We start from the raw sequence: 24,147 nt of genomic DNA on the forward strand, positions 1-24,147 counted from the left end.
TCAGGCCCGCTGGCTGGAAACCGAGATGATCTCGCCGGTCAGGTAACTGGAGTAGTCGCTGGCCAGGAACGCGATGGTGGTGGCGATCTCCCACGGCTCGGCGGCCCTGCCGAATGCTTCGCCGTCGGCGAGGCGATCCAGCAGCTCGGCCGAGCTGGTCTTCTCCAGGAACTTGTGCCGGGCAATGGAGGGTGAGACGGCGTTGATCCGCACCCCATACTCCACCGCCTCGATTGCGCTGCAGCGGGTGAGGGCCATCACGCCGGCCTTGGCCGCTGCGTAGTGCGACTGGGAATGCTGTGCACGCCAACCCAACACGCTGGCATTGTTGACGATCACCCCGCCGTGCGGGGCTTCCCGGAAGTAGCGCAGCGCCGCCCGCGTCGCGCGCATCACCGAGGTGAGCGTCACGTTCAGCACGCGGTCCCATTCGTCGTCCGTCATGTCGATGACCGGAGTCTGCCCGCCGAGTCCGGCGTTGTTGACCAGCACGTCGAGCCGGCCCATCTTCGCCACGGCCTCGTCGAACAGCGCGTCGACCGCGGCGGTGGAGGTGACGTCGCAGACCACGGCCTCGACGCGGCCCAGCCCGAGGCCGGCCAGTTCGTCGCGGGTCTCGCCGAGCCGGCGTTCGTGGAAGTCGGAGACCACCACGTCGGCGCCTTCGAGCAGCGCACGCCGCGCGGTGGTGGAGCCGATCCCGGTGCCGGCGGCGGCGGTCACCAGGACCGTCTTGCCTTTCAGCAGGCCGTGCCCGGCGACCTCGTCCGGCGCCTTGGACAGATCCTTGGACGTCGAGCTCATCCCTTTGCCTCCCGGGGTAGGCCGAGAACCCGCTCGGCAATGATGTTGCGCTGAATCTCGTTCGACCCGCCGTAGATGGTGTCGCTGCGGGAGAACAGGTAGAGCCGCTGCCATTCGTCGAACTCGCCGTCGCGCAGCACCATCGAGTCGCGGCCGATCACGTCCATGGCCAGCTCACCGAGATCACGGTGCCAGTTGGCCCACAACAACTTCGACACGTTGTCCTGGCCCGGCTGCTCGACGTCCATGGTGGCCATGGCGTAAGACCGCATCGACCGCAGGCCCACCCAGGACCGGGTCAGCCGCTCGCGAATCAGCGGATCTTCGGCGGCCCCGTTGCGATGTGCGAGTTCGGCGAGCGCGGACAGTTCACGGGCGTAACGGATCTGCTGCCCCAGGGTGGACACGCCACGCTCGAAGGTGAGCGTGCCCATCGCGACCTTCCAGCCGTCACCCGGTTCACCGACCACCAGGTCGGCGTCGGTGCGGGCATCGTCGAAGAACACCTCGTTGAACTCCGACGTGCCGGTGAGCTGCACGATCGGCCGGATCTCGACGCCGGGCTGGTCCAGCGGCACCAACAGGTAAGACAGTCCGTTGTGCCGCTTGGAGCCCTTCTCGGTGCGGGCCACCACGAAGCACCACTGCGACAGGTGCGCCAGCGAGGTCCAGACCTTCTGGCCGTTAATCACCCACGCATCGCCGTCGAGTACCGCGGTGGTGGCCACATTGGCCAGGTCGCTTCCGGCGCCCGGCTCCGAGTAGCCCTGGCACCACAGCTCGGTCACATTGCGGATGCCCGGCAGGAAGCGCTGTTGCTGCTCGGGCGTGCCGAACGCAATCAGCGTCGGTCCCAGCAGCTCTTCGCCCAAGTGGTTGACCTTGTCGGGAGCGTCGGCGCGGGCGTATTCCTCGTAGAACGCCACCCGGTGCGCCACCGACAGGCCACGGCCGCCGTGTTCCACCGGCCAGCCCAGGCAGGTCAGTCCGGCGTCGGCAAGATGGCGGTTCCACGCCATCCGCTCCTCGAACGCCTCATGCTCGCGCCCTGGGCCGCCGAGGCCCTTGAGCTCGGCGAACTCCCCGACCAGGTTGTCGGCCAGCCATGCACGGACCTCGGCCCGGAACTCCTCGACTGCTTGCACCCCTGTAGGCTAACCTACCAAGCACTTGCTCGGCTACGAGCCGTCGAGCCCAGGGAAGCCCGCGCTGGCGGCCACGCCGAGTTCAGCGACGGGGAGGAGCAGCGCCTATGAGTTGCGCCGGCGACGATGCAGAGCGGAGCGATGAGGAGGAGTGGCGCCCATGAGCACAGAACCGCAGACCACACCTGCGGCCCTGGACCACATCGCGAGCACCCTCCCCGACCACGACGCCCTGGTCACCGAGGACCGACGCTTCACCTACGCAGAGCTGCGTGACGAGGTCCGGCGGGCCGCCGCCGCCTTGATCGCCCTCGGCGTGGCGCCCGGCGACCGTGTCGCCCTGTGGTCGCCCAACACCTGGCACTGGGTCATCACGTGCTTGGGGACGCACTACGCCGGCGGCGTGCTGGTGCCGCTGAACACCCGCTACACGGCGGCCGAGGCCACCGACATCATGGCCCGCAGCAATGCCAAGGTCCTGGTCGGCATGGGCCGATTCCTCAAGGCCGACAGGCTCACCGAGCTCGACCGCGGCCAACTCCCCGACCTGCAGCACGTCGTCCGGGTGCCCGTCCAAGACGACGACGCGGGTGCGGCGGCATCGTGGGACGAGTTCATAGCCGCAGGGGCGTCCGTGCCCGACACCGATGTCGACGCCCGCGCCACCGCGGTAAGCCCAGACGATCTGTCGGACATCCTGTTCACCTCCGGCACCACCGGGCGCAGCAAGGGCGTGCTCTGCGCCCATCGGCAGTCGCTGGCCGGCCCGGCGGCCTGGGCGGCATGCGGTGAGATGACCGCGCAGGACCGCTACCTGTGCATCAATCCGTTTTTCCACAACTTCGGCTACAAGGCCGGCATCTTGGCCTGTCTGCAGACCGGGGCCACCTTGATCCCCCAGGTGACCTTCGACGCGGCCGCCGCGCTGCGCGCCATCGAATCCCACCGGATCACCGTGTTGCCTGGCCCGCCGACCATTTATCAGACCTTGCTGGATCACCCCGACCGCGACCGATACGACCTGAGTTCGCTGCGCTTCGCAGTGACCGGAGCGGCCACCGTGCCGGTAGTGCTCATCGAGCGGATGCAGACCGAACTGGACATCGATATCGTCCTCACCGCCTACGGCCTGACCGAGTCCGGTGGGTTCGGCACCATGTGCCGCGCCGATGACGACGCCGTGACCGTCGCCACCACCTGCGGTCGCCCCATCGGCGACTTTGAGCTGCGATTGGAAAGCACCGGCGGCGAAACGGATTCCGGCGAAGTTCTGCTACGCAGCGCCAACATCATGCTCGGATATCTCGACGACCCCGAGGCCACCGCCGCGGCCGTCGACGCAGACGGCTGGCTGCATACCGGCGACATCGGGACAGTGGACGCGGCCGGAAACCTGCGCATCACCGACCGGCTCAAAGACATGTATATCTGCGGCGGCTTCAACGTCTATCCCGCCGAGATCGAACAGGCCCTGGCCCGCCTCGACGGAGTGGCCGACGTGGCGGTGATCGGTGTGCCCGACGAACGGCTGGGCGAAGTGGGCCGGGCGTTCGTCGTGCGACGGGCCGGCGCGGAGGCGCTCGATGAGCAGACGGTGATCGCTTACGCCCGTGAACATCTCGCGAACTTCAAGGCACCGCGCTCGGTGACCTTCACAGACTCCCTACCGCGCAATCCCGGCGGCAAGGTGGTCAAGCATGAATTGAGAGAGTGGGCCTAGATGGACCTGAATATTGACGCAGAGGTCGACGAGTTCCGGATGGAGGTCCGCGACTTCCTGGCCGCGAACTCCGACAAGTTCCCTCTCTTGTCCTACGACACCGCCGCAGGTTTCGAACAGCACCGCCAGTGGGACAAGGTGCTTTTCGACGCCGGCCTGTCGGTGATCGCCTGGCCGAAGAAGTACGGCGGGCGCGACGCCAGCATGCTGCAGTGGGTGGTGTACGAGGAGGAGTACTTCCGCTCCGGTGCACCCGGGCGCGCCAGCGCCAACGGCACCTCGATGCTGGCGCCGACACTCTTCGCGCACGGCACGCAGGAGCAGCTGGACCGCATCCTGCCGAAAATGGCCTCCGGCGAGGAGATCTGGGCGCAGGCATGGTCGGAGCCGGAGTCCGGCAGTGACCTGGCGTCGCTGCGCTCGACCGCGACCAAGGTCGAGGGCGGTTGGAAACTCAACGGGCAGAAGATCTGGAGTTCGCGCGCCCCATTCGGCGAGCGGGGCTTCGGACTGTTCCGCTCCGACCCACAGGCGCAGCGCCACAACGGCCTGACCTACTTCATGTTCGACCTGAAGGCCGACGGAATCACCGTGCGCGCCATCGAGCAGCTCGGCGGCGAGACGGGCTTCGGCGAGATCTTCCTCGACGACGTCTTCGTGCCGGACAACGACGTGATCGGCGTGCCGAACGAGGGCTGGCGCGCCGCGATGAGCACGTCGAGCAACGAGCGTGGCATGAGCCTTCGCAGCCCTGCCCGATTCCTGGTGGGCGCGGAGAAGCTGGCCGCCATGTGGAAGGAACGCGGCAGCGATCCGGTATACACCGACCGGGTGGCCGACGCCTGGATCAAGGCTCAGGCCTACCGGTTACAGACGTTCGGAACGGTGACCCGGCTGGCGGCCGGGGGTGAGCTGGGCGCGGAATCCTCGGTGACCAAGGTGTTCTGGTCCGAGCTCGACGTCGCCCTGCACCAGACCGGCTTGGACCTCCGCGGCGCCGACGGCGAGCTCGCCGACGCCTGGTCTCACGGCTACCTGTTCTCTCTCGGCGGGCCGATCTACGCCGGCACCAACGAGATTCAGCGCAATATCATCGCCGAGCGGCTGCTGGGCCTGCCCCGGGAGAAGAAATGAGATTCGATCTAGACCAAGATCAGCGCGACTTCGCGGCCAGCATCGACGCCGCGCTGGGCGCCGCCGACGTGCCTGGCGCGGTGCGGGCCTGGTCCCAGGGTGACGCAGAGCCGGGCCGTCGGGTGTGGAACCAACTGACCGAGCTCGGTGTGACCGCGCTGGCGGTGCCCGAAGAGTTCGACGGTATCGGCGCCGACCCCGTCGACGTAGTGCTGGCCATCGAAGCACTGGGTCGCTGGTGTGTCCCGGGGCCGGTAGTGGAATCCATTGCGGTGGCGCCGATCCTGCTGGCCGGGTCACCCGATGGCGGCTCTCAGCTGGCCGGACTGGCCGCCGGCGAGCTGATCGCCACCGTGGCACTTCCGCCGCACACCCCACGCGCGGTCGACGCTGACCACGCCGACCTGGTCCTGCTCGCCGAGAACGGGACAGCGTCGATCGCACAGGCCGGCACCCGTCACGCCTCAGTGGACCCCAGCCGCGGAATCTTCGATGTCGCCGCAACCGGGGCAAGCTGGGACTCCGAGACCGGCCGCGCCTATGAGATGGGCGCCCTGTCCACCGCCGCACAGCTGGTCGGGGCTGGTCAGGCGATGTTGAACATCGCCGTGGACTACGCCAAGCAGCGCACCCAGTTCGGTCGGGTGATCGGCGGCTACCAGGCCATCAAGCACAAGCTGGCCGACGTGCACATCGCGCTTGAGCTGGCCCGCCCGTTGGTGTACGGGGCGGCGATCTCAGTATCACAGGACAGCCCCGAGGCCTCCCGCGACGTCAGCGCCGCCAAGGTGGCCGCATCCGACGCCGCTCTGCTGGCCGCGCATTCGGCACTGCAGACCCACGGCGCCATCGGCTTCACCAGCGAATGCGACCTGTCGCTGTGGCTGCTACGCGTGCAGGCCCTGCGACCCGCGTGGGGCGACCCGACCGCACACCGGCGGCGAGTGTTGGAGGCGATCTGAAATGGCGGCCCGTAACGACGAACGCGACCTGCTGCGCCAGACCGTGGCGGCGCTGGTCGACAAACATGCCACGCCCGAAGCGGTTCGTTCGGCCATGGAATCCGACCTCGGCTACGACCCGGCGCTGTGGCAACTGCTGTGCGAGCAGGTGGGCGCCGCTGCCCTGGTAGTCCCTGAGGAGCTCGGCGGCGCCGGCGGCGAACTGGGCGATGCCGCAGTGGTTCTCGAGGAGCTGGGGAAGGCATTGGTGCCCACACCGCTGCTGGGCACCATCCTGGCCGAGTTGGCGCTGCTGGCCGTCCCCGAACCCGACGCCGAGGCGCTGGAGCAGCTCGCCGAGGGTGGCGCCATCGGCGCGGTCGTCTTCGACGACGGCTACGCGGTCAACGGCGACATCGCCGACATCGCCGTGGCCGCCCAGGACGGTCAGCTGCATCGTTGGACTGAATTCAGCACCGAGCCGGTGACCACCATGGACCCCACCCGCCGTCTGGGCCGGATCAGTGCCACAGCGACCGCACCCCTCGGGGATGACCCGGGCATCGCGGACTACGCGGCGATCCTGCTGGCCGCCGAACAGATCGGTGCGGCCGCCCGCTGCCTGGATCTGACCGTCGAGTACACCAAGAGCCGGGTTCAGTTCGGCCGGCCGATCGGCAGCTTCCAAGCGCTCAAGCACCGGATGGCCGACTTGTACGTGGCGGTGTCGGCAGCTCGTGCCGTGGTCGATGACGCGATCGCCGAGCCGTCGGCGACGTCGGCGGCACTGGCACGCGTGGTCGCCAGCGAGGCGTTCACCAAGGTGGCCGGCGAAGCGGTCCAGCTGCACGGCGGCATCGCGATCACCTGGGAAAGCGACATCCAGCTGTACTTCAAACGCGCGCACGGAAGTTCGCAGCTCTTCGGCCAGCCGGCACACCATCTTCGCCGGTTGCAGGCCGAGGTGATCTGAAGGCCCGTACGGTAGCGGCATGTGTACTCGCCTGGTTTACCTCGGACCCAACGGCAACATCGTCACCGGTCGATCGATGGACTGGAAGCTGGATTTGGCGACCGACCTGTGGTCGATGCCGCGCGGCGTGAAACGCGACGGCCGGGCCGGCGCCAACTCGATCGAATGGACTGCGAAATACGGCAGTGTGGTGGCCACCGGCTACAACATCTGCACCACCGACGGACTGAATGAAGCCGGATTGTCGGCAAACCTGCTCTGGCTGGCCGAATCGGTGTACCCGCCCTACGACGGCAGCCGCCCCGGACTGTGCATCTCCATCTGGGCCCAGTATGTCCTGGATAACTTCGCCACCGTGGCCGAAGCCGTCGAGGCCTTAAGTGCCGAGCCATTCGAGGTGGTCACCGACGGCGTGCCCGGTGAAGACCGCCTGGCCACGCTGCATCTGTCACTGTCGGATGCGACAGGCGACAGCGCCATCGTGGAATACGTTGACGGCAAACAGGTCATCCACCACGGCCGCGAGTACCAGGTGATGACGAACTCGCCGATATTCGAACAACAGCTTGCGGTGAACTCCTACTGGGAGCAGCTGGGCGGCACTGTCATGTTGCCGGGAACCAACCGGGCCGCGGATCGCTTCGCGCGGGCCTCGTTCTACGTCAATGCGATACCGAAGTCCGAGGACCTCAAGATCGCACTCGCGTCGGTGCTCAGTGTCGTACGCAACGTCTCGGTACCGTTCGGCATCTCCACGCCGAACGAGCCCAACATCTCCTCCACCCGGTGGCGTACCGTCGCGCACCACACCCGCAAGCTCTACTGCTTCGAGTCGGCCCTGACGCCCAATGTGTTCTGGGTGGACCTGAACAAGCTCGACTTCAGCGACGGCGCCCCGGTGCGCAAGCTGGACCTTGGCTCCGACGACAGCAATGTCTATGCCGGCGAGACGTCGTCGAGTTTCGAAGTGGCCGAAGCATTCACGTTCCTCGGATTGAACAGGTGACGTCACCTCGCCGCACCGCGTTGCTGTCGGTGGCGCTGGCCGCCCTGGTGTTTGCCGCGCCCGCTGCGGCGGAACCGGCACCGCAGTGGTCGGGACTGGACGCACGCAACTACGCCGGCCCCATTCCCGCCGAAGGGAGTCTGATCACTGCGGTCCCGCTGGACCCGGCCCTGTCGGTGACCGGCGCCGCCACGGCCTTCCGGATCCTGTACGCCACCCAGGACCAACATGACCGACCTGCGGTGAGCACGGCAGCGGTCTTCGTACCGCACGGTGCACCCCCGGCCGGAGGATGGCCGGTGATTGCGTGGGCGCACGGCACCGTCGGCCTGGGCGACGACTGCACCCCGTCAGCCCGACCACGCAGCCCCCGCGACAACGAGTACCTGTCACATTGGCTGGATCAGGGCTACGTGGTGGTCGGTACCGATTACGCCGGTCTGGGCACTCCGGGATTGATGAGCTATCTCAACAGCGTCACCGAGGCACACGCGGTGATCGACTCCGTACGGGCCGTCCACCAGATGGACCTGCCGCTGTCGCCCAAGTGGGCGATCGTCGGCCAATCCCAGGGCGGCGGAGCGGCGATCAACAGCGCCTGGTGGGCCACCCGGCTCGGCGCCGGCGCCGGCCTGGACTACCGGGGCGTGGTGGCCACCGGAACACCGGCCAACATGGAGCGAGTCGTCATGGAAGCCGGCCCCGATCTACCTCCGCGACCGGTTCCTGCCGCCGCGATCAGCTACACGGCCTACATCGTCGCGGCGTTGCGCGAAGGGCTGCCCGCCATTCCCGTCGACACGGTGCTGACGCCGCGCGGCCGTGAACTGGCCGACCGGGCCGAGACCGTCTGCAAGCCCGAATTGGACCGGCAGGTGGCGGGAACCAGGATCGACGAGCTCTTCAGCGCTCCGGTCGCGTCGCTGGAGGGCGTCGGCCCGGCGCTCGATGCCTTCATGGGCACCCCGACGGACGGATATGACCGGCCGATCTTTCTGGGGCACGGCCTGCTCGATACCGACGTCCCGCCACAATCCACGCAGACGCTGTATCAGCAGCTCGTCGATCATCACCAGGATGTCGAGTTGCACATCTACCCCGACCAGGACCATTCCGGCACCGTGCTCGCCTCAATGCCCGACTCCACCCGCTTCATGCATCGCATCATGACGGAGGACGGCTCGTGACCGATCGCGTGTCTCTGCGCGCAGGCATCCCGCCCTTCCACGTCATGGACGTCTGGCTGGCCGCGGCCGAACGCCAACGCACCCATGGCGATCTGGTGAACCTGTCGGCCGGCCAGCCCAGCGTCGGCGCCCCCGAACCGGTGCGCGCCGCTGCCGCGAGGGCTCTGCAAGCCAACCAGTTGGGCTATACCGTCGCGCTGGGCACCCCGGAACTGCGCTCAGCCATCGCCGCCTCGTATGCCGATCGCTATGGGCTGTCTGTCGAGCCCGACGATGTGGTCGTCACCACGGGTTCGTCGGGGGGTTTCCTGCTGGCGTTCCTGGCGTGTTTCGACGCCGGCGACCGGGTCGCAATCGCCAGCCCGGGTTATCCCTGCTATCGCAACATCCTGACCGCTCTGGGCTGCGAAGTCGTCGAGATCGCGTGCGGGCCCGAAACCCGTTTCCAGCCCACCGCAGCGATGTTGGCCGAGATCGAAGGCCCCTTGGCCGGGGTGATCGTCGCCAGCCCGGCCAACCCGACCGGCACCGTGCTCGAACCAGCTGAGCTGGCCGCCATCGCCGCCTGGTGCGATGACGCTGGGGTACGGCTGATCAGCGATGAGGTGTACCACGGCCTGGTCTATGACGGCGCGCCAGAGACCAGCTGCGCCTGGGAGACATCGCGCAACGCAGTCGTGGCCAACAGCTTTTCGAAGTACTTCGCCATGACCGGGTGGCGGCTGGGTTGGCTGCTGGTACCGCCTGCGCTACGCCGCGCCGTCGACTGCCTGACCGGCAACTTCACCATCTGCCCTCCGGTGCTGGCCCAGCACGCCGCGGTCGCGGCCTTCACCCCTGCGGCCATCGCCGAAGCGCAAGGCCACCTGCGGCACTACGCCGCCAACCGGGCCCTGCTGCTGGACGGGCTGCGAGCCATGGGCATCGACCGGCTCGCCCCCACCGACGGCGCGTTCTATGTCTACGCCGACGTGGCAGCACACACCGACGACTCCCTGACGTTCTGGGCCCGCCTGCTGGACGACACCGGTCTGGCGCTGGCCCCGGGCGTCGACTTCGACACCGAACGCGGCAACACCTGCGTGCGTCTGTCGTTCGCCGGGCCGACCGCCGACATCGAGGAGGCACTGCGCCGGCTCCGCGGCTGGCTGCAACTCGGGTAGGTTTAGCCGCAAGCAGGAAATACCTGATCGAAGGGACCATTGCTATGCGCACGACCACCACTTCTCGGCTGGCGCTTGGCGCGGCGACCGTAGGCATCCTGGGTGCCGTCGCCGCTGCCGCGACCGCCGGACTCACCTCGCCGGCCGACGCTGCGCCCGACTCCTGCACGGCCGCGGGGCTGGCCAGCACGGCCAGCGGTGTGCTGAGCCAGGCCGGCGGCTTCCTGCACGACCACCCGGAGACCGACAGCGTGCTGACCTCCGCGGCCAGCATGCCCCCGGACCAGGCCAAGTCCACGGTGCAGGGTTACTTCATCGGCCACCTGGACCAGCTGTCGACCCTGCAGGGCATCGCTCAGCCGTTGACCGACTTGAAGAGCCAGTGCGGGCTCGCGGTGTCGCCCACCCAGCTGGCCACCCTGCTGGAGACCGTCAGCAAGTAGGCCCGGGCAATGGCCCTGGTCATCACCGAGCACGAGCGGGCCGCGCTGGCACAGGCGGCCCGCTTCGGGCTGTTCGCGGCCATCACCGGACGCCGATCGCGACGGTTTCCGGTGGGCGGCGCCATTCCGGCCGGCGCGCTGGCCTACCGCAGCCGTCGTCCGGTGCAGCCGTTGTCGGAGGTGGAGCGGGCCCTGCTGCTGTCGCTGATGTCCGGCGTCACCGGCTGGCACGACGGGATCGCACACCACCCCGGGTACGCTCCGGCGCTGCCGAACTATCCCGGCAGCGCCACCGGGCGGGCCATGCCTTCGGCCGCGGGCTTTCACACCAGCCAGTTGTTCTTCACCGACGACACCGGCTGCTACCTGCTGCCCAATCGCGACACCGAAGCGCGGGCCTTCGACACCATCGAGGAATGGATCGGCCAAACCGCCGACTCCTATGTGCAGATTTCGGATTCCCGGCTGGAACTGCCCCGGGAAGAGCCCTACATGGAGGGCCACAACACCTGGATCGTCAATCACCCGGGCAGTCTGCTGGCGTTCAATGTGGCGGACCTGGCCGAACACCTGCTGGAGAATCTGTGGTTCTTCGCGGCCAACGGATATCCGATCCGCGACGACATCCACGGTCGCGAAATACCAGTCGTACAAGCGTTTTCCGGTCTGGCCCACGCTGACGACCCGATACCCCTGTCGTTCGTCGAGCAGTACACCCTGACCGAGGCCAGCGCCGAGCTGTCCATCGCGGCGCACAACGGGGCGCTCGGCCTGCAGGCAATGGGCTTGGGCGGCTGGATCTTCGACGGCCTGGACCGGCTGTCCGTACTGGGCGGATCAGGTGACCCGCGCGCGCCCGGACTGGGTTTTGTCGCCGATACCGACCCGCGGTGGCCGTTTCCGAATGTCACCGGATTGCCCGGCTATTTCGAGACGCTGAGCCCGCCGCATGTCACTTCGGTCGCCGAGGCGGTCGGAAAGCTGGTGGCCCGCAAGTTCGGTCCGGGCGGGCCGTCGCACCCCGACACAGCGGGCCCGTGGACCGACAATGCGACGGTGCGCGGTTCGGCATTGCCGCCCGACGGCATCGCCGACCTGGTCACCTGCGAGGCGTCCTACATCTACGACACCTTCGGCAAGTTGCCGGGCACCGTCCCGACCGTGCACGTACTGATGTACCTGCAGGCCCAGCATCTGGACACCGAGTTCTACGACGCGTTCTACGGTCCTGGCGCGTACCTGCGCACCCATGCCGAGCATCAGCGATGCTGGCACACCCCGAGTGGGAATCTCACGACGTGACACGCCACAAGCCGACCCCGGCCTGGCAGCAGGTGTGCGCCATGCAGAAGCGATGGCCTCCAGCGGCATCAGCAAAAACTCGCAATATCCCCTGGTAGCGTCGGACAGGATCGGTGGAAGTTCGTAACGACTGCGTCGTGGTTTCCCGCTCTGTCGACGAGTGGCCATGGCCTCTGAGGGGCGGATAGGTCGTGCTGGACCCAAGCGAATTCGACGCGCCCCCGGTGTCACCGGCGGCCGTGCAGGGCCAGAGCAACCCTGTCAACGCCCTTCCCCCGCCGCGGAGCCGATCCACGGCAGGCGGTGGTCGGCTTCCGGCGCAGCTGACCAGTTTCGTGGGACGCCAGACCGAACTGACAGAGCTGCGGCGACTCGTCTGTGATCATCGGCTCGTGACGTTGGTCGGCCCCGGCGGGGTCGGCAAAACTCGGCTGGCCCAGCAGCTGGCCGACGAGTCGGTGGGCGGGTTCGCCGACGATACGTGGTGGGTGGATCTGGCGCCGATCACCGATCCAGACCTGGTGGCCGATCGAGTGGCACACACGTTGGGCCTGCCCGATCAGCCCGGCTATTCCGCAGCCGCAACACTGATTCGTTTCATCGCCGACCGACAGCTGCTGTTGGTGTTGGACAACTGTGAGCATCTGCTGGACGGTTGCGCGGCGCTGATCACCACACTGCTAGAGACCGGTTCCCGGTTGACAATTGTCACCACCAGTCGAGAACCGATTGGGGTGGCCGGCGAGGTGACCTGGGCGACGCCGTCGCTGTCACTGGCTGACGAGGCAGTCGACTTGTTCATCCAGCGGGCCCGGCTGGTCCGGCCCGATTTCGTCGGCACCGGCGCCGCCGCCGTCCCCGTGGCAGAGATCTGCCGCCATCTCGACGGGCTGCCGCTGGCAATCGAGCTGGCCGCCACCCGGGTGCGGGCATGGTCCCTGCCCGAGATCGTCGCCGGCCTGCGTGAACGGCTTGATCTGTTGGCCGGGGGTGCGCGCACGGCGGTGGCCCGCCACCAGACCCTGCGCGCCTCAGTGGATTGGTCGCACGACTTGCTCAGCGAACCTGAACAGGTTGTATTTCGCCGGCTGGCAGTGTTTCTGGGCGGATTCGACCTCGATGCCGCCCACGCGGTCTCCGGCGACGCTGACCTGCCACGCCACCAGATCATCAACAACCTCATCGGGCTGGTGGACAAATCGCTTGTGGTGGCCGACAACACCGAGCAGACCACGCGCTACCGGATGCTGGAAACGGTCCGCCACTACGCGCTGGAGAAACTGGATGCGGCCGGCGAAACCGCCACGGTGCGCACCCGCCATCGCGAGCACTACACCGCCCGGTTCGAAAACCGGGTGGCCACCGGTCATCGGTGGAGCATCCAGCACGCCGAGATCGAGATCGGCAATCTTCGGTCCGCGTTCACCTGGAGCCGCACACACGGCGGCGTCGAGTTCGCCGCCCGCTTGGCGTCGTCGCTACTGCCGCTGTGGATTCACAGCCGGACCCAGGAGGGGCTGGCCTGGCTTGACGCCATCCTCACCGACAGCATCGCGGCGACACCTGCGATCCGGGCGCGCGCACTCGCCGACAAGACGATCATCGCGACCTGGAACGGGGACTATGCCGGCATCGACCAGGCCGAGCAAGCCGTTGCGATCGCGCGCGAACTCGGCGACCCGGCATTGCTCGCCTGGGCGCTGACCGCCTGCGGTGCCATCTACTGTTTCTGCCCCGAGATCGCACTGCCGCACTTCGCCGAAGCAATCGAACTGGCCCCGAACCTGGACGACGACTCTCGGTTAAGCCGGATATATGCGTTACAGGCCTACGCTGCCTTCGTCGCCGGCGATGCGGCCATGGTGTACCGGGCCGCCGAACAAGGACAAGACCTTGCCGATGCGCTCGGCGACTGGGCCGTTCGGCGGCTATGCCTTATCTGCATCGGGTACGCACACATGCTCAGCGGGGATCTGGCGAATGCTGTTGCACATGCGCGGGAATCGGGTACCGAACCCGAGGCGGATCACGACCCGTGGTTCAGCTCAAAGAGGCTACTGATCCTGGCCGAAGCCCTTGCGCGCCAGGGCGATATCACGGGCGCGCACGCTGCGGCGGAGGGCAGCCTCGCGGCCGCTTCCGGTCTTGTCGCTTACAACCAGAGCATTAGCCTCGGGGCGTTAGCGGAAACATTACTGGCCGCCGGAGACGTACCGGCGGCCCTGGCCGCCAGCGAAGCGGCACGCGCGGCGGACGCACTGCCCGAGACCATGGCAATAATCGGCAATCCCATCGCCAGAACTGCATTGGCGGCCGGCGATGTTACCGCGGCACGCCGCTGGGCCGACGAAGCCCTCGCGGTGGCGTCCGGCGCACACCGAACAATGCTGCTGGAGATACGCACCCGGGTGGCGATCGCCGAAGGCAAGGTGCAGCAGGCCGAACGAGATGCGCATGATGCACTGGCTACCGCCGCGAGAGCCGGAGCCTACCTAGGGGTTCCTGAGGTGATCGAGTGCCTGGCAACGCTGGCCATTGATTCTGGTGATCACCGCGAAGCGGCCCTGCTGTTCGGCTCAGCGGAGGCAATCCGGGAGCACACCGGTACGGTCCGCTACAGGATCTACGACGCCGACTACCGCACCGCGCTCGACACGCTGCGGGAAGTTATGCCGGAGAAGGACTTCCAGAAATCCTGGGCCGCAGGTGCGGCATTGTCGACTGCTGGCGCGATCGCCCATACACAGCAGTGCTCAAACCAAACCCGTGCCGGACACAATCGGCCGTCAATCGGTTGGGCCGCACTAACCCCGGCCGAGATCAACGTCGTCGGGCTCGTCTGCGAAGGGCTGCGCAGCAAGGAGATCGCCGCGAAACTGTCCGTCTCGAGCCGAACGGTGGACGCCCACCTCGGCCACATCTACACCAAGCTCGGCCTATCATCACGCGTCCAACTCGCCCGGGAAGCAGCGCTTCACGCCCAGAACGGCAATCCGCCCGGCACCCGACGACGTCGCCGACTGGTCAACCGCGAGACGCCTTAAATCGACGACACGTCTCGGACTACCGCGCAGCACCAACACTGCTGGTACGGTTCACGATCGCGGGCGCACGCCGCCGACTACGGTATAGACCAGCCCGACGGCCAGCAAGACGAACTTCGCCAGCGCCGCGGCCCGGGCGTGCCGGGCATTTCTGTCCAGGTTCACCCCGTCGAGCACCTTGAGCAGTGCCACGCCTTCGACCGCGTCACCGGCCACGGCACAGATCGGTACCAGCCGCAACGCGATCGGATCGCCACGTCGGCTACGGACACGCTCGATGAGCAACAGCGCCAGGGTCCCGTAGGTCAGCATGTAGCCGAAGTCGAGCCACAGCGACCAACGTGCCCAGTGTCGGCCCTGCTCGCCCCACGCGGTCAGGATCTCCTGTGCCCGTTCGGCGTTGCCGGCCAGTTCAAACGGGATGATGCCAGGTCCACCTGTCTTGCGCATCCCGCGCTCCAGCACCAGCATCACTGCGGCGTAGCCCAGAGTCGCCGCCGCCGACCAACCAAGTCGCCTCACCCGCAGCATGATAGTCGAGCATCTGGGGTGAATCGCAGACTCGGCTCGGGGATCGGCCGGGCGACGATTTACAGCCAGGTGTCGTCGGTGGTGGCGGTGAGAAAGGCCTCCAGGTCGTCACGCCAGTGCGCCGGAGTGGTCTTGTCCGGCTCGATACCGGTGTAGTCGCCGCGGTAGAACAGCAGCGGCCGCGGCTTGACCTCGGGGACATCCGAAAGCGACTGCACCGCACCGAACACCACGAAGTGGTCGCCCCCGTCGTGCACCGAGGCCACCGTGCAGTCGATGTGGGCCAGGGACCCGCCCAGGATCGGCGAGCCCAACGGGGACGGATTCCAGTCCACGCCGGCGAACTTGTCCGGCTCGCGGGAACCGAAGCGCGCGCAGACGTCTTTCTGTTCCTCAGCGAGGATGTTGACGCAGAACTTCCCGCTGGACTCGATGGCCTGCCAGGACCGCGACTGCTTGGTCGGGCAAAACAGCACCAGCGGCGGGTCCAGCGACAGCGCGGCGAACGATTGACAGGCAAAGCCCACCGGCGCACCGTCGTCCACGGTGGTGATGATCGTGATGCCTGTGCAGAACTGGCCCAACACATTTCGGAATGCTCGGGGGTCGATCTGCGGTGCGGTCATGTCGCGCAGCCTACTTGAAGCCGACGCTGAAGTCGTGGCCCCACAGGCTGATCCCGACGCTCTCGCGGGCGATCCAGCTGTCGTCCTCGACTTCCAGTCCTTCACAACCGAATTCCATGTCGAAGCCACCTGGCGTCTTCATGTAGAAGGACAGCATCTTGTCGTTGATGTGGCGGCCCAGAGTGGCCGACATCTTCACATTCCTACGGTTGGCACGGTCCAGGCACAGCCCGACGTCGTCGGAGTTCTCCACCTCGACCATCAGGTGCACGATTCCGGTGGGGTTGGGCATGGGCATGAACGCCAGCGCGTGGTGACGCGGGTTGCAGCCGTAGAAACGCAGCCATACCGGGTCGCCGTCGGCCGGGCGGCCCGCGATCTGCGGGGGCAGCCGCATCGAGTCGCGCAACCGGAAGCCCAGCACATCCTGGTAGAACGCCTGCGCCGCGGCATCGTCGTCGCAGGTGAGGACCACGTGCCCCAGCCCCTGTTCCGCCGTGACGAAGGTGTGGCCGTACGGGCTGACGAACCGACGGCCCAGATACTGGATTCCATAGAACGCCTCAAGCGTGTTGCCCGCAGGATCCTGGAAGCGGATCAGGCCCTCGACCTTGCGGTCAAGGAGCTCGTCCTTGGTGCCCTCCTCGAACTCGACACCGGCGGCCACCAACGTCTGCCGCAGCTGCTCCAGCGCCGGAGCGTCCGCCACCTCCCAGCCGGAGACCAAGAGCCGGTCACTCTCGCCGGGAACAATCACCAAGCGGGCTGCGACGTCATCCATCCGCAGATAGAGCGCGCCCGGGACTGTGCCCTGACCCTCAACCATGCCGAGCACCTTGAGCCCGAACTCACGCCATGCGGCGACGTCGGTGGACTCAATGCGCATGTAACCCAGCGCCTTGATCATCGTCATGCCTGGATACCTCAGACCATGGTGTCGCCGGGCGGCAACCCGAACTCGTGGTTGCCGAAGATCATGTAGGCCCGTTCCGGATCGTTGGCCGCGTGCACCCGACCGGCGTGGGCGTCACGCCAGAACCGCTGTACCGGAGCGTCGTTCGACAGCGCGGTGGCACCGGCGGCTTCGAAGAGCCGGTCGATGGAGGCGATGGCCCGGCCGGTGGCACGCACCTGGTCGCGCCGGGCCCGGGCCCGCAGCTCGAACGGGATCTCCTTGCCGGCGGCCAACAGTGCGTACTCGTCGCCGACGTTGCCGATCAGCTGACGCCAGCCGGCGTCGATGTCGCTGGCGGCCTCGGCGATCCGAACCTTGGCGAATGGGTCGTCCTTGGCCTTCTCCCCGGCGAACGCCGCACGCACCCGCTTGCCCTGGTGCTCGACGTGCGCCTCGTAGGCGCCATAGGCCATCCCCATGATCGGCGTCGAGATGGTGGTGGGATGGACAGTGCCCCACGGCATCTTGTAGACCGGAGCGGTGTTGGTCTGGTAACCGCCGGCGGTGCCGTCATTCATCGCCCGGTAGGACAAGAAGCGGTGCCTCGGCACGAAGGCGTCCTTGACCACGACGGTGTTGCTGCCGGTACCGCGCAGGCCCACCACGTGCCAGACGTCGTCGATGCGGTAGTCGGAGATCGGGATCAGGAAGCTGCCGAAGTCCACCGGCTTGCCGTCCTTGATCACCGGGCCACCCAGGAACGCCCACGTGGCGTGGTCGCAGCCCGACGACCAGTTCCACGAACCGTTGACGATGTAGCCGTCGGCGGTCTCGGTGACGACACCGGCGCCCATCGGCGCGTAGGACGAGGAGATCCGGACGTTCGTGTCCTCACCCCAGACGTCTTCCTGGGCCTGCTGGTCGAACAGCGCCAGGTGCCAGTTGTGCACGCCGATGATTCCGGCGACCCAGCCGGTGGAACCGCAGGCGCTGGCCAGCCGTCGCACCGCCTCGTAGAAGACGGTCGGGTCGCACTGCAGGCCGCCCCACTGTTCGGGCTGCAGCAGCCGGAAGAAGCCGGCCTCCTCGAGCGCCGCGACGTTGGCGTCGGGCAGCTTGCGCAGGTCTTCGGTCTCCTGGGCGCGCTCACGCAGTTGCGGAAGAAGGTCGTCGATGGCGGCCAACACCGACTGCGCGTCACGCTGTTGAATGGACGTCACTAGATTGCCTCCCAGGATTGAACAGGTTCTTCGGGCCCGTTTTCCAACCAGCCTAGTGTGAGATTAGAACACGTTCCGATTTGTGTCGAGCGGGGTGTTCCTGCAGCTGGTAGCGATACCGGACCTCTTTTCTGTAACCTGTTCTAGTTATGACCGAAGATGAAGGGCGGCCCGTGACGGAGACCATTCCGGACGAACCACTCGGTGCTCACGTGCTGGAACTGCAGATCGCGGAAGTCGTCGTGGAGACCGACGACGCACGCTCGCTGGTCTTCAGCGTGCCGGACGGGCCGAACGATCCAGCGATCCCCGCGCAGCGACTGAAGTACTCGCCCGGCCAGTTCCTGACGCTGCGCATTCCCAGCGATCAGACCGGCTCGGTGGCCCGCTGCTACTCGCTGTGCAGTTCGCCCTTCACTGACGACGCGCTGGCGGTCACCGTTAAGCGGACCGCCGACGGCTACGCATCGAACTGGCTGTGTGACAACGCCCACGCGGGTATGCGCATCCATGTCCTGGCACCCTCGGGCACCTTCGTGCCCAAGTCGCTGGATACCGACTTTCTGCTGCTGGCCGCCGGGAGCGGGATCACCCCGATGATGGCGATCTGCAAGTCGGCGCTGTCGCAGGGCAGCGGCAAGGTGGTCTTGTTCTACGCCAACCGTGATGAGCGGTCGGTGATCTTCGGCGCCGCGCTGCGTGAGCTGGTCGACACCTACCCCGACCGGCTGACGGTCGTGCACTGGCTGGAGTCGGTGCAGGGCCTACCGAGCCGCGCCGCGTTGGCCGAGCTGGCCGCCCCGTTCACCGACCGGCAGGTCTTCATCTGCGGCCCGGGCCCGTTCATGCAGGCCGCCCGCGAAGCCCTGGATGCGTGCAAAGTGCCGGCCGAGCAGGTCCACCTCGAGGTGTTCAAGTCGCTGGACAGCGACCCGTTCGCCGCGGTCACGATCGAAGACGCACCGGAAGGGGAGGCGGCGCAGGCGCCCGCCACCGTTGTCGTTGAGCTGGACGGCCAGAAGCACGAGCTGGCGTGGCCTCGGCACGTCAAGCTGCTCGACCTGCTGCTCGACAAGGGCCTTGATGCCCCGTTCTCCTGCCGGGAGGGCCACTGCGGCGCCTGCGCCTGCGAGATCAAGAAGGGCAAGGTCAGCATGGAGATCAACGACGTGCTCGAACCTCAGGACCTCGCCGAGGGGCTGATCCTGGCCTGCCAGGCCCATCCCGAGACCGATTCGGTGGAAGTGACCTACGACGAGTGATGTCCGGTCTAGGTTGGTGCGACATGAAGCGGTTGCTGATGGTCCCGGCCGCCCTGACGCTGTTGGCGGCGCTGATCCCGTCCGCGACAGCCTCGGCGGCCAGTGACACCAAGACCTCGTTGTTCCCGGTGAACGAATTCGATCAGCTGCAGACCCACAGCTTCGTCGACTGCAGCGCTCCGCCACTGTGCCGGTTCACCGTCGGGGTGCAACTGCAGACTCCAAACGGCATGGCCGGGTTCCCGCCGGACCTGTGGGCCCGCCAAAGCACCGAGATCCGCTCGTCGAAGCGCACCGCCTATCTGGATGTGCACACCGACGGCGGTGAGGGCTGGTTCAAGGACCGCGGCGGCCCCGGCACCAAGGTTTTCAAGGACGGCACCGGCGCGGTGATCCAGTCGATGTACTACGGCGAGGGCCCGCCGGAGAAATACCAGACCAACGGCAGCATCGACGTTCTGGAATACACCACCGGCCGCCCCAAGACCGACGCCAACGTGATCGTCTGCACGCACATCCAGGTGGTCTACAGCGGGGTCAACCTGACCACACCGTCCACGTGTGCGCAGACAGTGTTCTCCTAGCCGACCCCTGAGTCAGTAAACGTCGCGCTGGTAGCGTCCCGCCGCTGCGAGCGCCCGGACGTGAGCCTTTGCGGCGTCGAGATCGAGGCCGCCGTGCTGTTGGGCAATCGCGACGACGGTGGCGTCGACCTCCTTGGCCATGTGGTGCGCGTCGCCGCAGACGTAGAGGTGTGCGCCCTCCTGAAGCCACCGCCACAGCTGCGCGCCGCGCCGCCGCATCAGATGCTGCACGTAGATCTTCTCCGGCTGGTCACGCGAGAACGCCAAGTCGAGTTCGGTCAGAAATCCGTCGGCGTGCATCCCGATGATCTCGTCGCGGTAGTAGAAGTCGGTGGCGGCGTGCTGTTCTCCGAAGAACAGCCAGTTTGCGCCCCGGTGGCCCAGGACTCGCCGCTCCTGCAGGAAGCCCCGAAATGGGGCGATCCCCGTGCCGGGACCCACCATGATCATCGGTGCATCCGGCTCGCACGGTGGCCGAAAGTGGTTGGCCTTCTGGACGAAGATCCCCACCGCATCCGCAGCGTCGGCGAGGTACGTCGAGCAGACACCGCGCCGTGGGCGTCCTCGGAAGTCATAGCGGACGGTGGACACGGTCAGCTGCACTTCGTGCGGGTCATGGGTGGGGCTCGACGAGATCGAGTACAGCCGCGGCTGAAGGGGTTTGAGGACGGCGAGCCACTCGTCAGCGGTCACCCGTACCGGGAATTCGGTCAGGAGGTCGATCTGGTGGCGCCCCCAGGCCCAATCGGCGAACTGCGCCCGGTTCTGTCCGCTGGCCAGTTCGGCCAACTCGGCACTGCCGCTGTGTTCTGCGACGAATCGCACCAGGTCCGGGTTGAGCCGGGCGATCGCGAACCTCTCCCTTAGGGCGTCGCGCAGCGCCATCAACTGTCCTTCAACGACTTCCACGCCTTCGTCGCCGTCCAAACCGGTGACGGCCAACCACTCGTCGACCAGATCGCGATGGTGGCGCGGCCACACCCCCAGTGCGTCGCCGGCCTCATACTGCAGGGTGTTCTCGGCCAGCGCGAACGTGAACTGCCGCACGTCTTTCGCCGATCCCGGCCCGCTGAGCCTGGCGTTGCCGACAAGGTCCGCGATCAGCGGGTTCTTCTTGCCGTAGGGCTGCGGTTCGGGGGTGAGTGGGGCTGCCGGCGGCGCCGGTGCCGAGGCGGCATCACCGGCAGTCACCGGCGCACGGACCAGGACTGCGCTGACCGCCTCGATCCACCCGGCCGCCGCCGCGCCGTAGTCGGGCTCGCAGTCGACGCGCTCGACGAGGCGACGGGCACCGAGTTCGGCCAGGCGTAGGTCGAGCTTTCGCCCATGCCCGCAGAAGTCGTCGTAGTTGGAGTCACCCAAGGCCAGCACGGCGTAGCCGGTGTCGGGCAGTTGCGGCGCCGCTGGCCCATTCAGAAACTCCCACAGGGCGCTCCCGTTGTCCGGCGGATCCCCGTCGCCGGTGGTGCTGGTGATCAGCAGCACCACCGGTGTTCCGGCCAGATCGGCCAGATCGAAATCGTCCATGCCGCGCACCGTGACCGGCACGCCCGTCTCGCCGAGTCGCGCGGCGCACATCTGAGCGGCTTCCTCGGCGGTACCGGTCTGTGAAGCCCACAGCACGACGACAGTGGTGGGCCGCCCCCCACCGTCGGGCGCCGGTGGGACCGGTACCGCGGCGAGGTCGAGTTGGTCGGTGCGCGAGAAGAGGCCGGCAAGTACACCGTTGACCCACATCCGGGCATCCACATCCAACGGAGCACTCGCCGGCAGGGTCGGCACACCGGCGATTCCTCGTGCGGCCTCGCTGCGCAACGCCGTCACCAGTCCACTCAGATAGCGCCGCTGCACGGAATCAAAGCGCGGTACCTCCAAATCCGCTGCCAATCCGAATAGGTCGGCGAGAGCGTCAACCTTCGACAAGTGGGCCTCCTCCCCCTCGGGTGCCGATACGGGCTCTCCGGAGGCCTGCGCCACGACTTTGGCAAGGGTGACCGCGCACGCCTTGTACTCGGGCTGTTGCGAAATCGGGTCGACGGCGTCATTGGTGACGGCGTTGATCGACAGATACTCGCCGAACGCGTCGTTCCAATGGAACGGCGCGAAGCAGTCTCCCGGCCGGACTCGGTCGGTGACCACCGCCGGCAGCACGGCTCGGCCGCGCCGCGAAGCGATCTCCACCTGGTCGTCGTCGCCGATGCCCAACCGGGCGGCATCGTCGGGGTGGATCTCGACGAACGGGCCCGGGTTGAGCCTGTTGAGCTTGGCCACCTTTCCGGTCTTGGTCATGGTGTGCCAGTGATGCGGAAGCCGACCGGTGTTGAGCAGAAACGGATAGCCGTCGTCGGGCATCTCGTCGGGCAGCAGGTGTGGGCGTGCGAAGAAGACCGCCCGGCCGGTCTCGGTAGCGAACGCCAACCGCGGCACGGTCCCGTCCTCACGAACCAGGAGGCGCTGGCTCACCCCGTCGTTGAGATAGCGGATCGGGTGCCGGTCACCGTCACCCTCGGGCGGGCAGGGCCACTGGATCGGGGCTTGGCGCAGGCGCTCGTAGCTGATGCCGCGCAAGTCGTAGCCGGTCTTGGGATTGGCGAACTGCTTGATCTCTTCGAAAACATCCCCGGCGCCGGCATAGTCGAACGCCTCTGCATAGCCCATCTCCGCGGCAACCCGGGCGATGATCTGCCAATCCGGCAACGCCTGACCAGGCGCTTCGGTCGCGGCGGAGAACAGGGTGAGGGTCCGCTCGGAATTGACCATCACGCCGTCACACTCGGTCCACAACGCCGCGGGCAGCAGGATGTCGGCGTAGGCCCCGGTCTCGGTCTCGGCGAACGCATCCTGGGCGATCACCAGTTCCGCCCGTTCCAGCCCCGCCAGCACGGTCTTGCGATTTGCCACGGTGGCAACGGGATTGGTGCAGATGATCCAGCACGCCTTGATCTGCCCGTCGGCCATTTTGGCAAACATGTCGATGGTGCCGCCGCCCACCTCGGTACGCAGCGAGCCGCGGCCGATACCCCAGATGTCCTCGACGAATGCCCGGTCGTCGGCGGAGACCACGCTGCGCTGCCCGGGCAAGCCCGGCCCCATGTAACCCATCTCCCGACCGCCCATCGCGTTGGGTTGTCCGGTCAGGGAGAACGGACCGCTGCCGATCTTGCAGATCGCCCCGGTGGCCAGGTGCAGATTGCAGAGTGCGTTGGTGTTCCAGGTTCCGTGCGTGCTCTGGTTGAGCCCCATCGTCCAGCAGCTCATCCAGTTTGCCGCCGTACCGATCCAGCCGGCAGCGGTACGGATGTCGGCCTCGGGGATGCCGGTCGCCGAGGCCACCGTCTCCGGCGTGAACTGTTCGAGGAAACTGGGCATCACCTCCCAGCCCTGGGTGAACTCGGCGATGAACTCGTCGTCGGTGTGGCCGTTCGCGACGATCAGGTGCAACAGCCCGTTGAGCAGCGCCAGGTCGGTACCCGGAGCGATCTGGAGGAAAAGATCGGCCTTGTCGGCGGTGGCCGTACGACGCGGGTCGACGACGATCAGTTTGGCGCCGGCCTTGACCCGGTCCATCATGCGCAGGAACAGAATCGGGTGGCAGTCAGCCATATTGGCGCCGATCACCAAGAACACGTCGGCGTGATCGAAGTCCTGGTAGGAACCGGGCGGCCCGTCAGAACCGAGTGACTGCTTATAGCCGCTGCCCGCACTGGCCATGCACAGTCGCGAGTTGGACTCGATCTGGTTGGTGCCGATGAAGCCCTTGGCCAGCTTGTTCGCCAGATACTGCGCCTCGATGGACATCTGGCCGGAGACGTAGAGCGCGACCGCGTCAGGTCCGTGTTCGTCGATGATCGCCCGCAGCCCCGTGGCGCAGGCCGTGATAGCGGCATCGAGCCCGGTCGGCTCGATCGGCTCCTCGCGGCCGGGACGCAGGAATGCCGATTCCATTCGGCCGGGCGCCGCCAGCAGGTCAGCGGTGGTGGCGCCCTTGGTGCACAGCCGACCGTGGTTACTCGGGTGAGTCTGGTCGCCGGCGACTTTGGCCACCCTGCGGCGCCCGGCGGCCGCATCGGTTTCGATCTGCAGCACCATGCCGCATCCGACTCCGCAGTAGGCGCACAGGGTGGAGACGGTCTCTGCACGCTGGGAGTCGTCTTGCGCAGACACGGC

At 67.1% G+C, this 24,147-nt stretch carries 19 protein-coding genes; 12 read left to right on the forward strand and 7 right to left on the reverse strand.

The genetic code is table 11. The features are described 5' to 3' along the window. Together ipdF and ipdE1 are read right to left on the reverse strand one after the other, a co-directional pair. Positions 1 to 804 carry a (5R,7aS)-5-hydroxy-7a-methyl-1-oxo-2,3,5,6,7,7a-hexahydro-1H-indene-carboxyl-CoA reductase gene (gene ipdF / locus G6N09_RS06100; protein ID WP_083027495.1) on the reverse strand — a complete coding sequence of 268 codons (804 nt, stop codon included), beginning with the start codon at positions 802 to 804 and terminating at the stop codon, positions 1 to 3. Next, complete coding sequence (ipdE1, locus tag G6N09_RS06105; RefSeq protein ID WP_083027496.1) at positions 801 to 1,949, reverse strand: acyl-CoA dehydrogenase IpdE1; 1,149 nt, start codon at positions 1,947 to 1,949, stop codon at positions 801 to 803. Before ipdE1 ends, ipdF begins: the two co-directional genes overlap by 4 nt. A gap of 160 nt (positions 1,950 to 2,109) precedes the next feature. On the opposite strand from ipdE1, the gene fadD3 reads away from it, so the two are divergent. The 10 genes from fadD3 (at position 2,110) to G6N09_RS06155 (ending at position 14,862) form a co-directional block, all read left to right on the forward strand. Next, positions 2,110 to 3,669 (forward strand): 3-((3aS,4S,7aS)-7a-methyl-1,5-dioxo-octahydro-1H-inden-4-yl)propanoate--CoA ligase FadD3, encoded by a 1,560-nt coding sequence (gene fadD3 / locus G6N09_RS06110; RefSeq protein WP_083027497.1) that lies wholly within the window; start codon positions 2,110 to 2,112, stop codon positions 3,667 to 3,669. Next, positions 3,670 to 4,803 (forward strand): acyl-CoA dehydrogenase family protein, encoded by a 1,134-nt coding sequence (locus G6N09_RS06115; protein WP_083027498.1) that lies wholly within the window; start codon positions 3,670 to 3,672, stop codon positions 4,801 to 4,803. Continuing rightward, the gene (locus tag G6N09_RS06120) at positions 4,800 to 5,765 is read left to right on the forward strand and encodes an acyl-CoA dehydrogenase family protein (protein ID WP_083027499.1); all 966 of its coding nucleotides are present in this window, start codon (positions 4,800 to 4,802) and stop codon (positions 5,763 to 5,765) included. The genes G6N09_RS06115 and G6N09_RS06120 overlap by 4 nt, the downstream gene beginning before the upstream one ends. A 1-nt stretch (position 5,766) precedes the next feature. Further along, the gene (ipdE2, locus tag G6N09_RS06125) at positions 5,767 to 6,717 is read left to right on the forward strand and encodes an acyl-CoA dehydrogenase IpdE2 (protein WP_083027500.1); all 951 of its coding nucleotides are present in this window, start codon (positions 5,767 to 5,769) and stop codon (positions 6,715 to 6,717) included. A gap of 19 nt (positions 6,718 to 6,736) precedes the next feature. Beyond that, complete coding sequence (locus tag G6N09_RS06130; protein ID WP_083027501.1) at positions 6,737 to 7,723, forward strand: bile salt hydrolase; 987 nt, start codon at positions 6,737 to 6,739, stop codon at positions 7,721 to 7,723. Beyond that, positions 7,720 to 8,910: an alpha/beta hydrolase family protein gene (locus G6N09_RS06135; protein ID WP_083027502.1), complete on the forward strand. Its 1,191-nt coding sequence runs from the start codon at positions 7,720 to 7,722 to the stop codon at positions 8,908 to 8,910. Before G6N09_RS06130 ends, G6N09_RS06135 begins: the two co-directional genes overlap by 4 nt. Further along, on the forward strand, positions 8,907 to 10,073 hold the full coding sequence (locus G6N09_RS06140; RefSeq protein ID WP_083027503.1) for a pyridoxal phosphate-dependent aminotransferase: 1,167 nt from the start codon (positions 8,907 to 8,909) through the stop codon (positions 10,071 to 10,073). Before G6N09_RS06135 ends, G6N09_RS06140 begins: the two co-directional genes overlap by 4 nt. A 44-nt stretch (positions 10,074 to 10,117) precedes the next feature. Next, positions 10,118 to 10,516, forward strand: a complete 399-nt coding sequence (locus G6N09_RS06145; RefSeq protein ID WP_083027504.1) for a heme-binding protein — start codon at positions 10,118 to 10,120, stop codon at positions 10,514 to 10,516. 9 nt (positions 10,517 to 10,525) lie between these two features. Beyond that, entirely contained in the window at positions 10,526 to 11,818 is a 1,293-nt protein-coding gene (locus G6N09_RS06150; protein ID WP_083027505.1) for a hypothetical protein, read from the forward strand. Positions 11,819 to 12,210: 392 nt separating this feature from the next. Next, entirely contained in the window at positions 12,211 to 14,862 is a 2,652-nt protein-coding gene (locus G6N09_RS06155; RefSeq protein ID WP_163752686.1) for a helix-turn-helix transcriptional regulator, read from the forward strand. A 51-nt stretch (positions 14,863 to 14,913) separates the two neighbouring features. Here G6N09_RS06155 and G6N09_RS06160 read toward each other — a convergent pair whose 3' ends face one another. The 4 genes from G6N09_RS06160 to hsaA all read right to left on the reverse strand — a co-directional run bounded on the left by G6N09_RS06160 (position 14,914) and on the right by hsaA (position 18,134). Next, positions 14,914 to 15,384, reverse strand: coding sequence for a hypothetical protein (locus tag G6N09_RS06160; RefSeq protein WP_133053102.1), 471 nt, complete (start codon positions 15,382 to 15,384; stop codon positions 14,914 to 14,916). Between the two features lie 68 nt (positions 15,385 to 15,452). Beyond that, complete coding sequence (hsaB, locus tag G6N09_RS06165) at positions 15,453 to 16,019, reverse strand: 3-hydroxy-9,10-secoandrosta-1,3,5(10)-triene-9,17-dione monooxygenase reductase subunit (protein WP_083027508.1); 567 nt, start codon at positions 16,017 to 16,019, stop codon at positions 15,453 to 15,455. Positions 16,020 to 16,029: 10 nt separating this feature from the next. Then, positions 16,030 to 16,932, reverse strand: coding sequence for an iron-dependent extradiol dioxygenase HsaC (gene hsaC, locus G6N09_RS06170; protein WP_083027509.1), 903 nt, complete (start codon positions 16,930 to 16,932; stop codon positions 16,030 to 16,032). A gap of 11 nt (positions 16,933 to 16,943) precedes the next feature. Next, the gene (hsaA, locus tag G6N09_RS06175) at positions 16,944 to 18,134 is read right to left on the reverse strand and encodes a 3-hydroxy-9,10-secoandrosta-1,3,5(10)-triene-9,17-dione monooxygenase oxygenase subunit (protein WP_083027510.1); all 1,191 of its coding nucleotides are present in this window, start codon (positions 18,132 to 18,134) and stop codon (positions 16,944 to 16,946) included. 173 nt (positions 18,135 to 18,307) lie between these two features. Between hsaA and G6N09_RS06180 the strand changes: the two genes are divergently transcribed. Together G6N09_RS06180 and G6N09_RS06185 are read left to right on the forward strand one after the other, a co-directional pair. Then, positions 18,308 to 19,396 (forward strand): ferredoxin--NADP reductase, encoded by a 1,089-nt coding sequence (locus G6N09_RS06180; RefSeq protein ID WP_109559004.1) that lies wholly within the window; start codon positions 18,308 to 18,310, stop codon positions 19,394 to 19,396. A 23-nt stretch (positions 19,397 to 19,419) separates the two neighbouring features. Continuing rightward, a complete protein-coding gene (locus G6N09_RS06185) occupies positions 19,420 to 19,980 on the forward strand; it encodes a hypothetical protein (protein WP_083027512.1) in 561 nt (186 codons plus the stop codon). Positions 19,981 to 19,992: 12 nt separating this feature from the next. On the opposite strand, the gene G6N09_RS06190 is transcribed toward G6N09_RS06185, so the two are convergent. After that, positions 19,993 to 24,069 (reverse strand): bifunctional nitrate reductase/sulfite reductase flavoprotein subunit alpha, encoded by a 4,077-nt coding sequence (locus tag G6N09_RS06190; RefSeq protein ID WP_083027513.1) that lies wholly within the window; start codon positions 24,067 to 24,069, stop codon positions 19,993 to 19,995. Between the last annotated feature and the right edge of the window lie 78 nt (positions 24,070 to 24,147).

It is taken from the genome of Mycolicibacter minnesotensis, assembly GCF_010731755.1.
Classification (GTDB): Bacteria; Actinomycetota; Actinomycetes; order Mycobacteriales; family Mycobacteriaceae; genus Mycobacterium; species Mycobacterium minnesotense.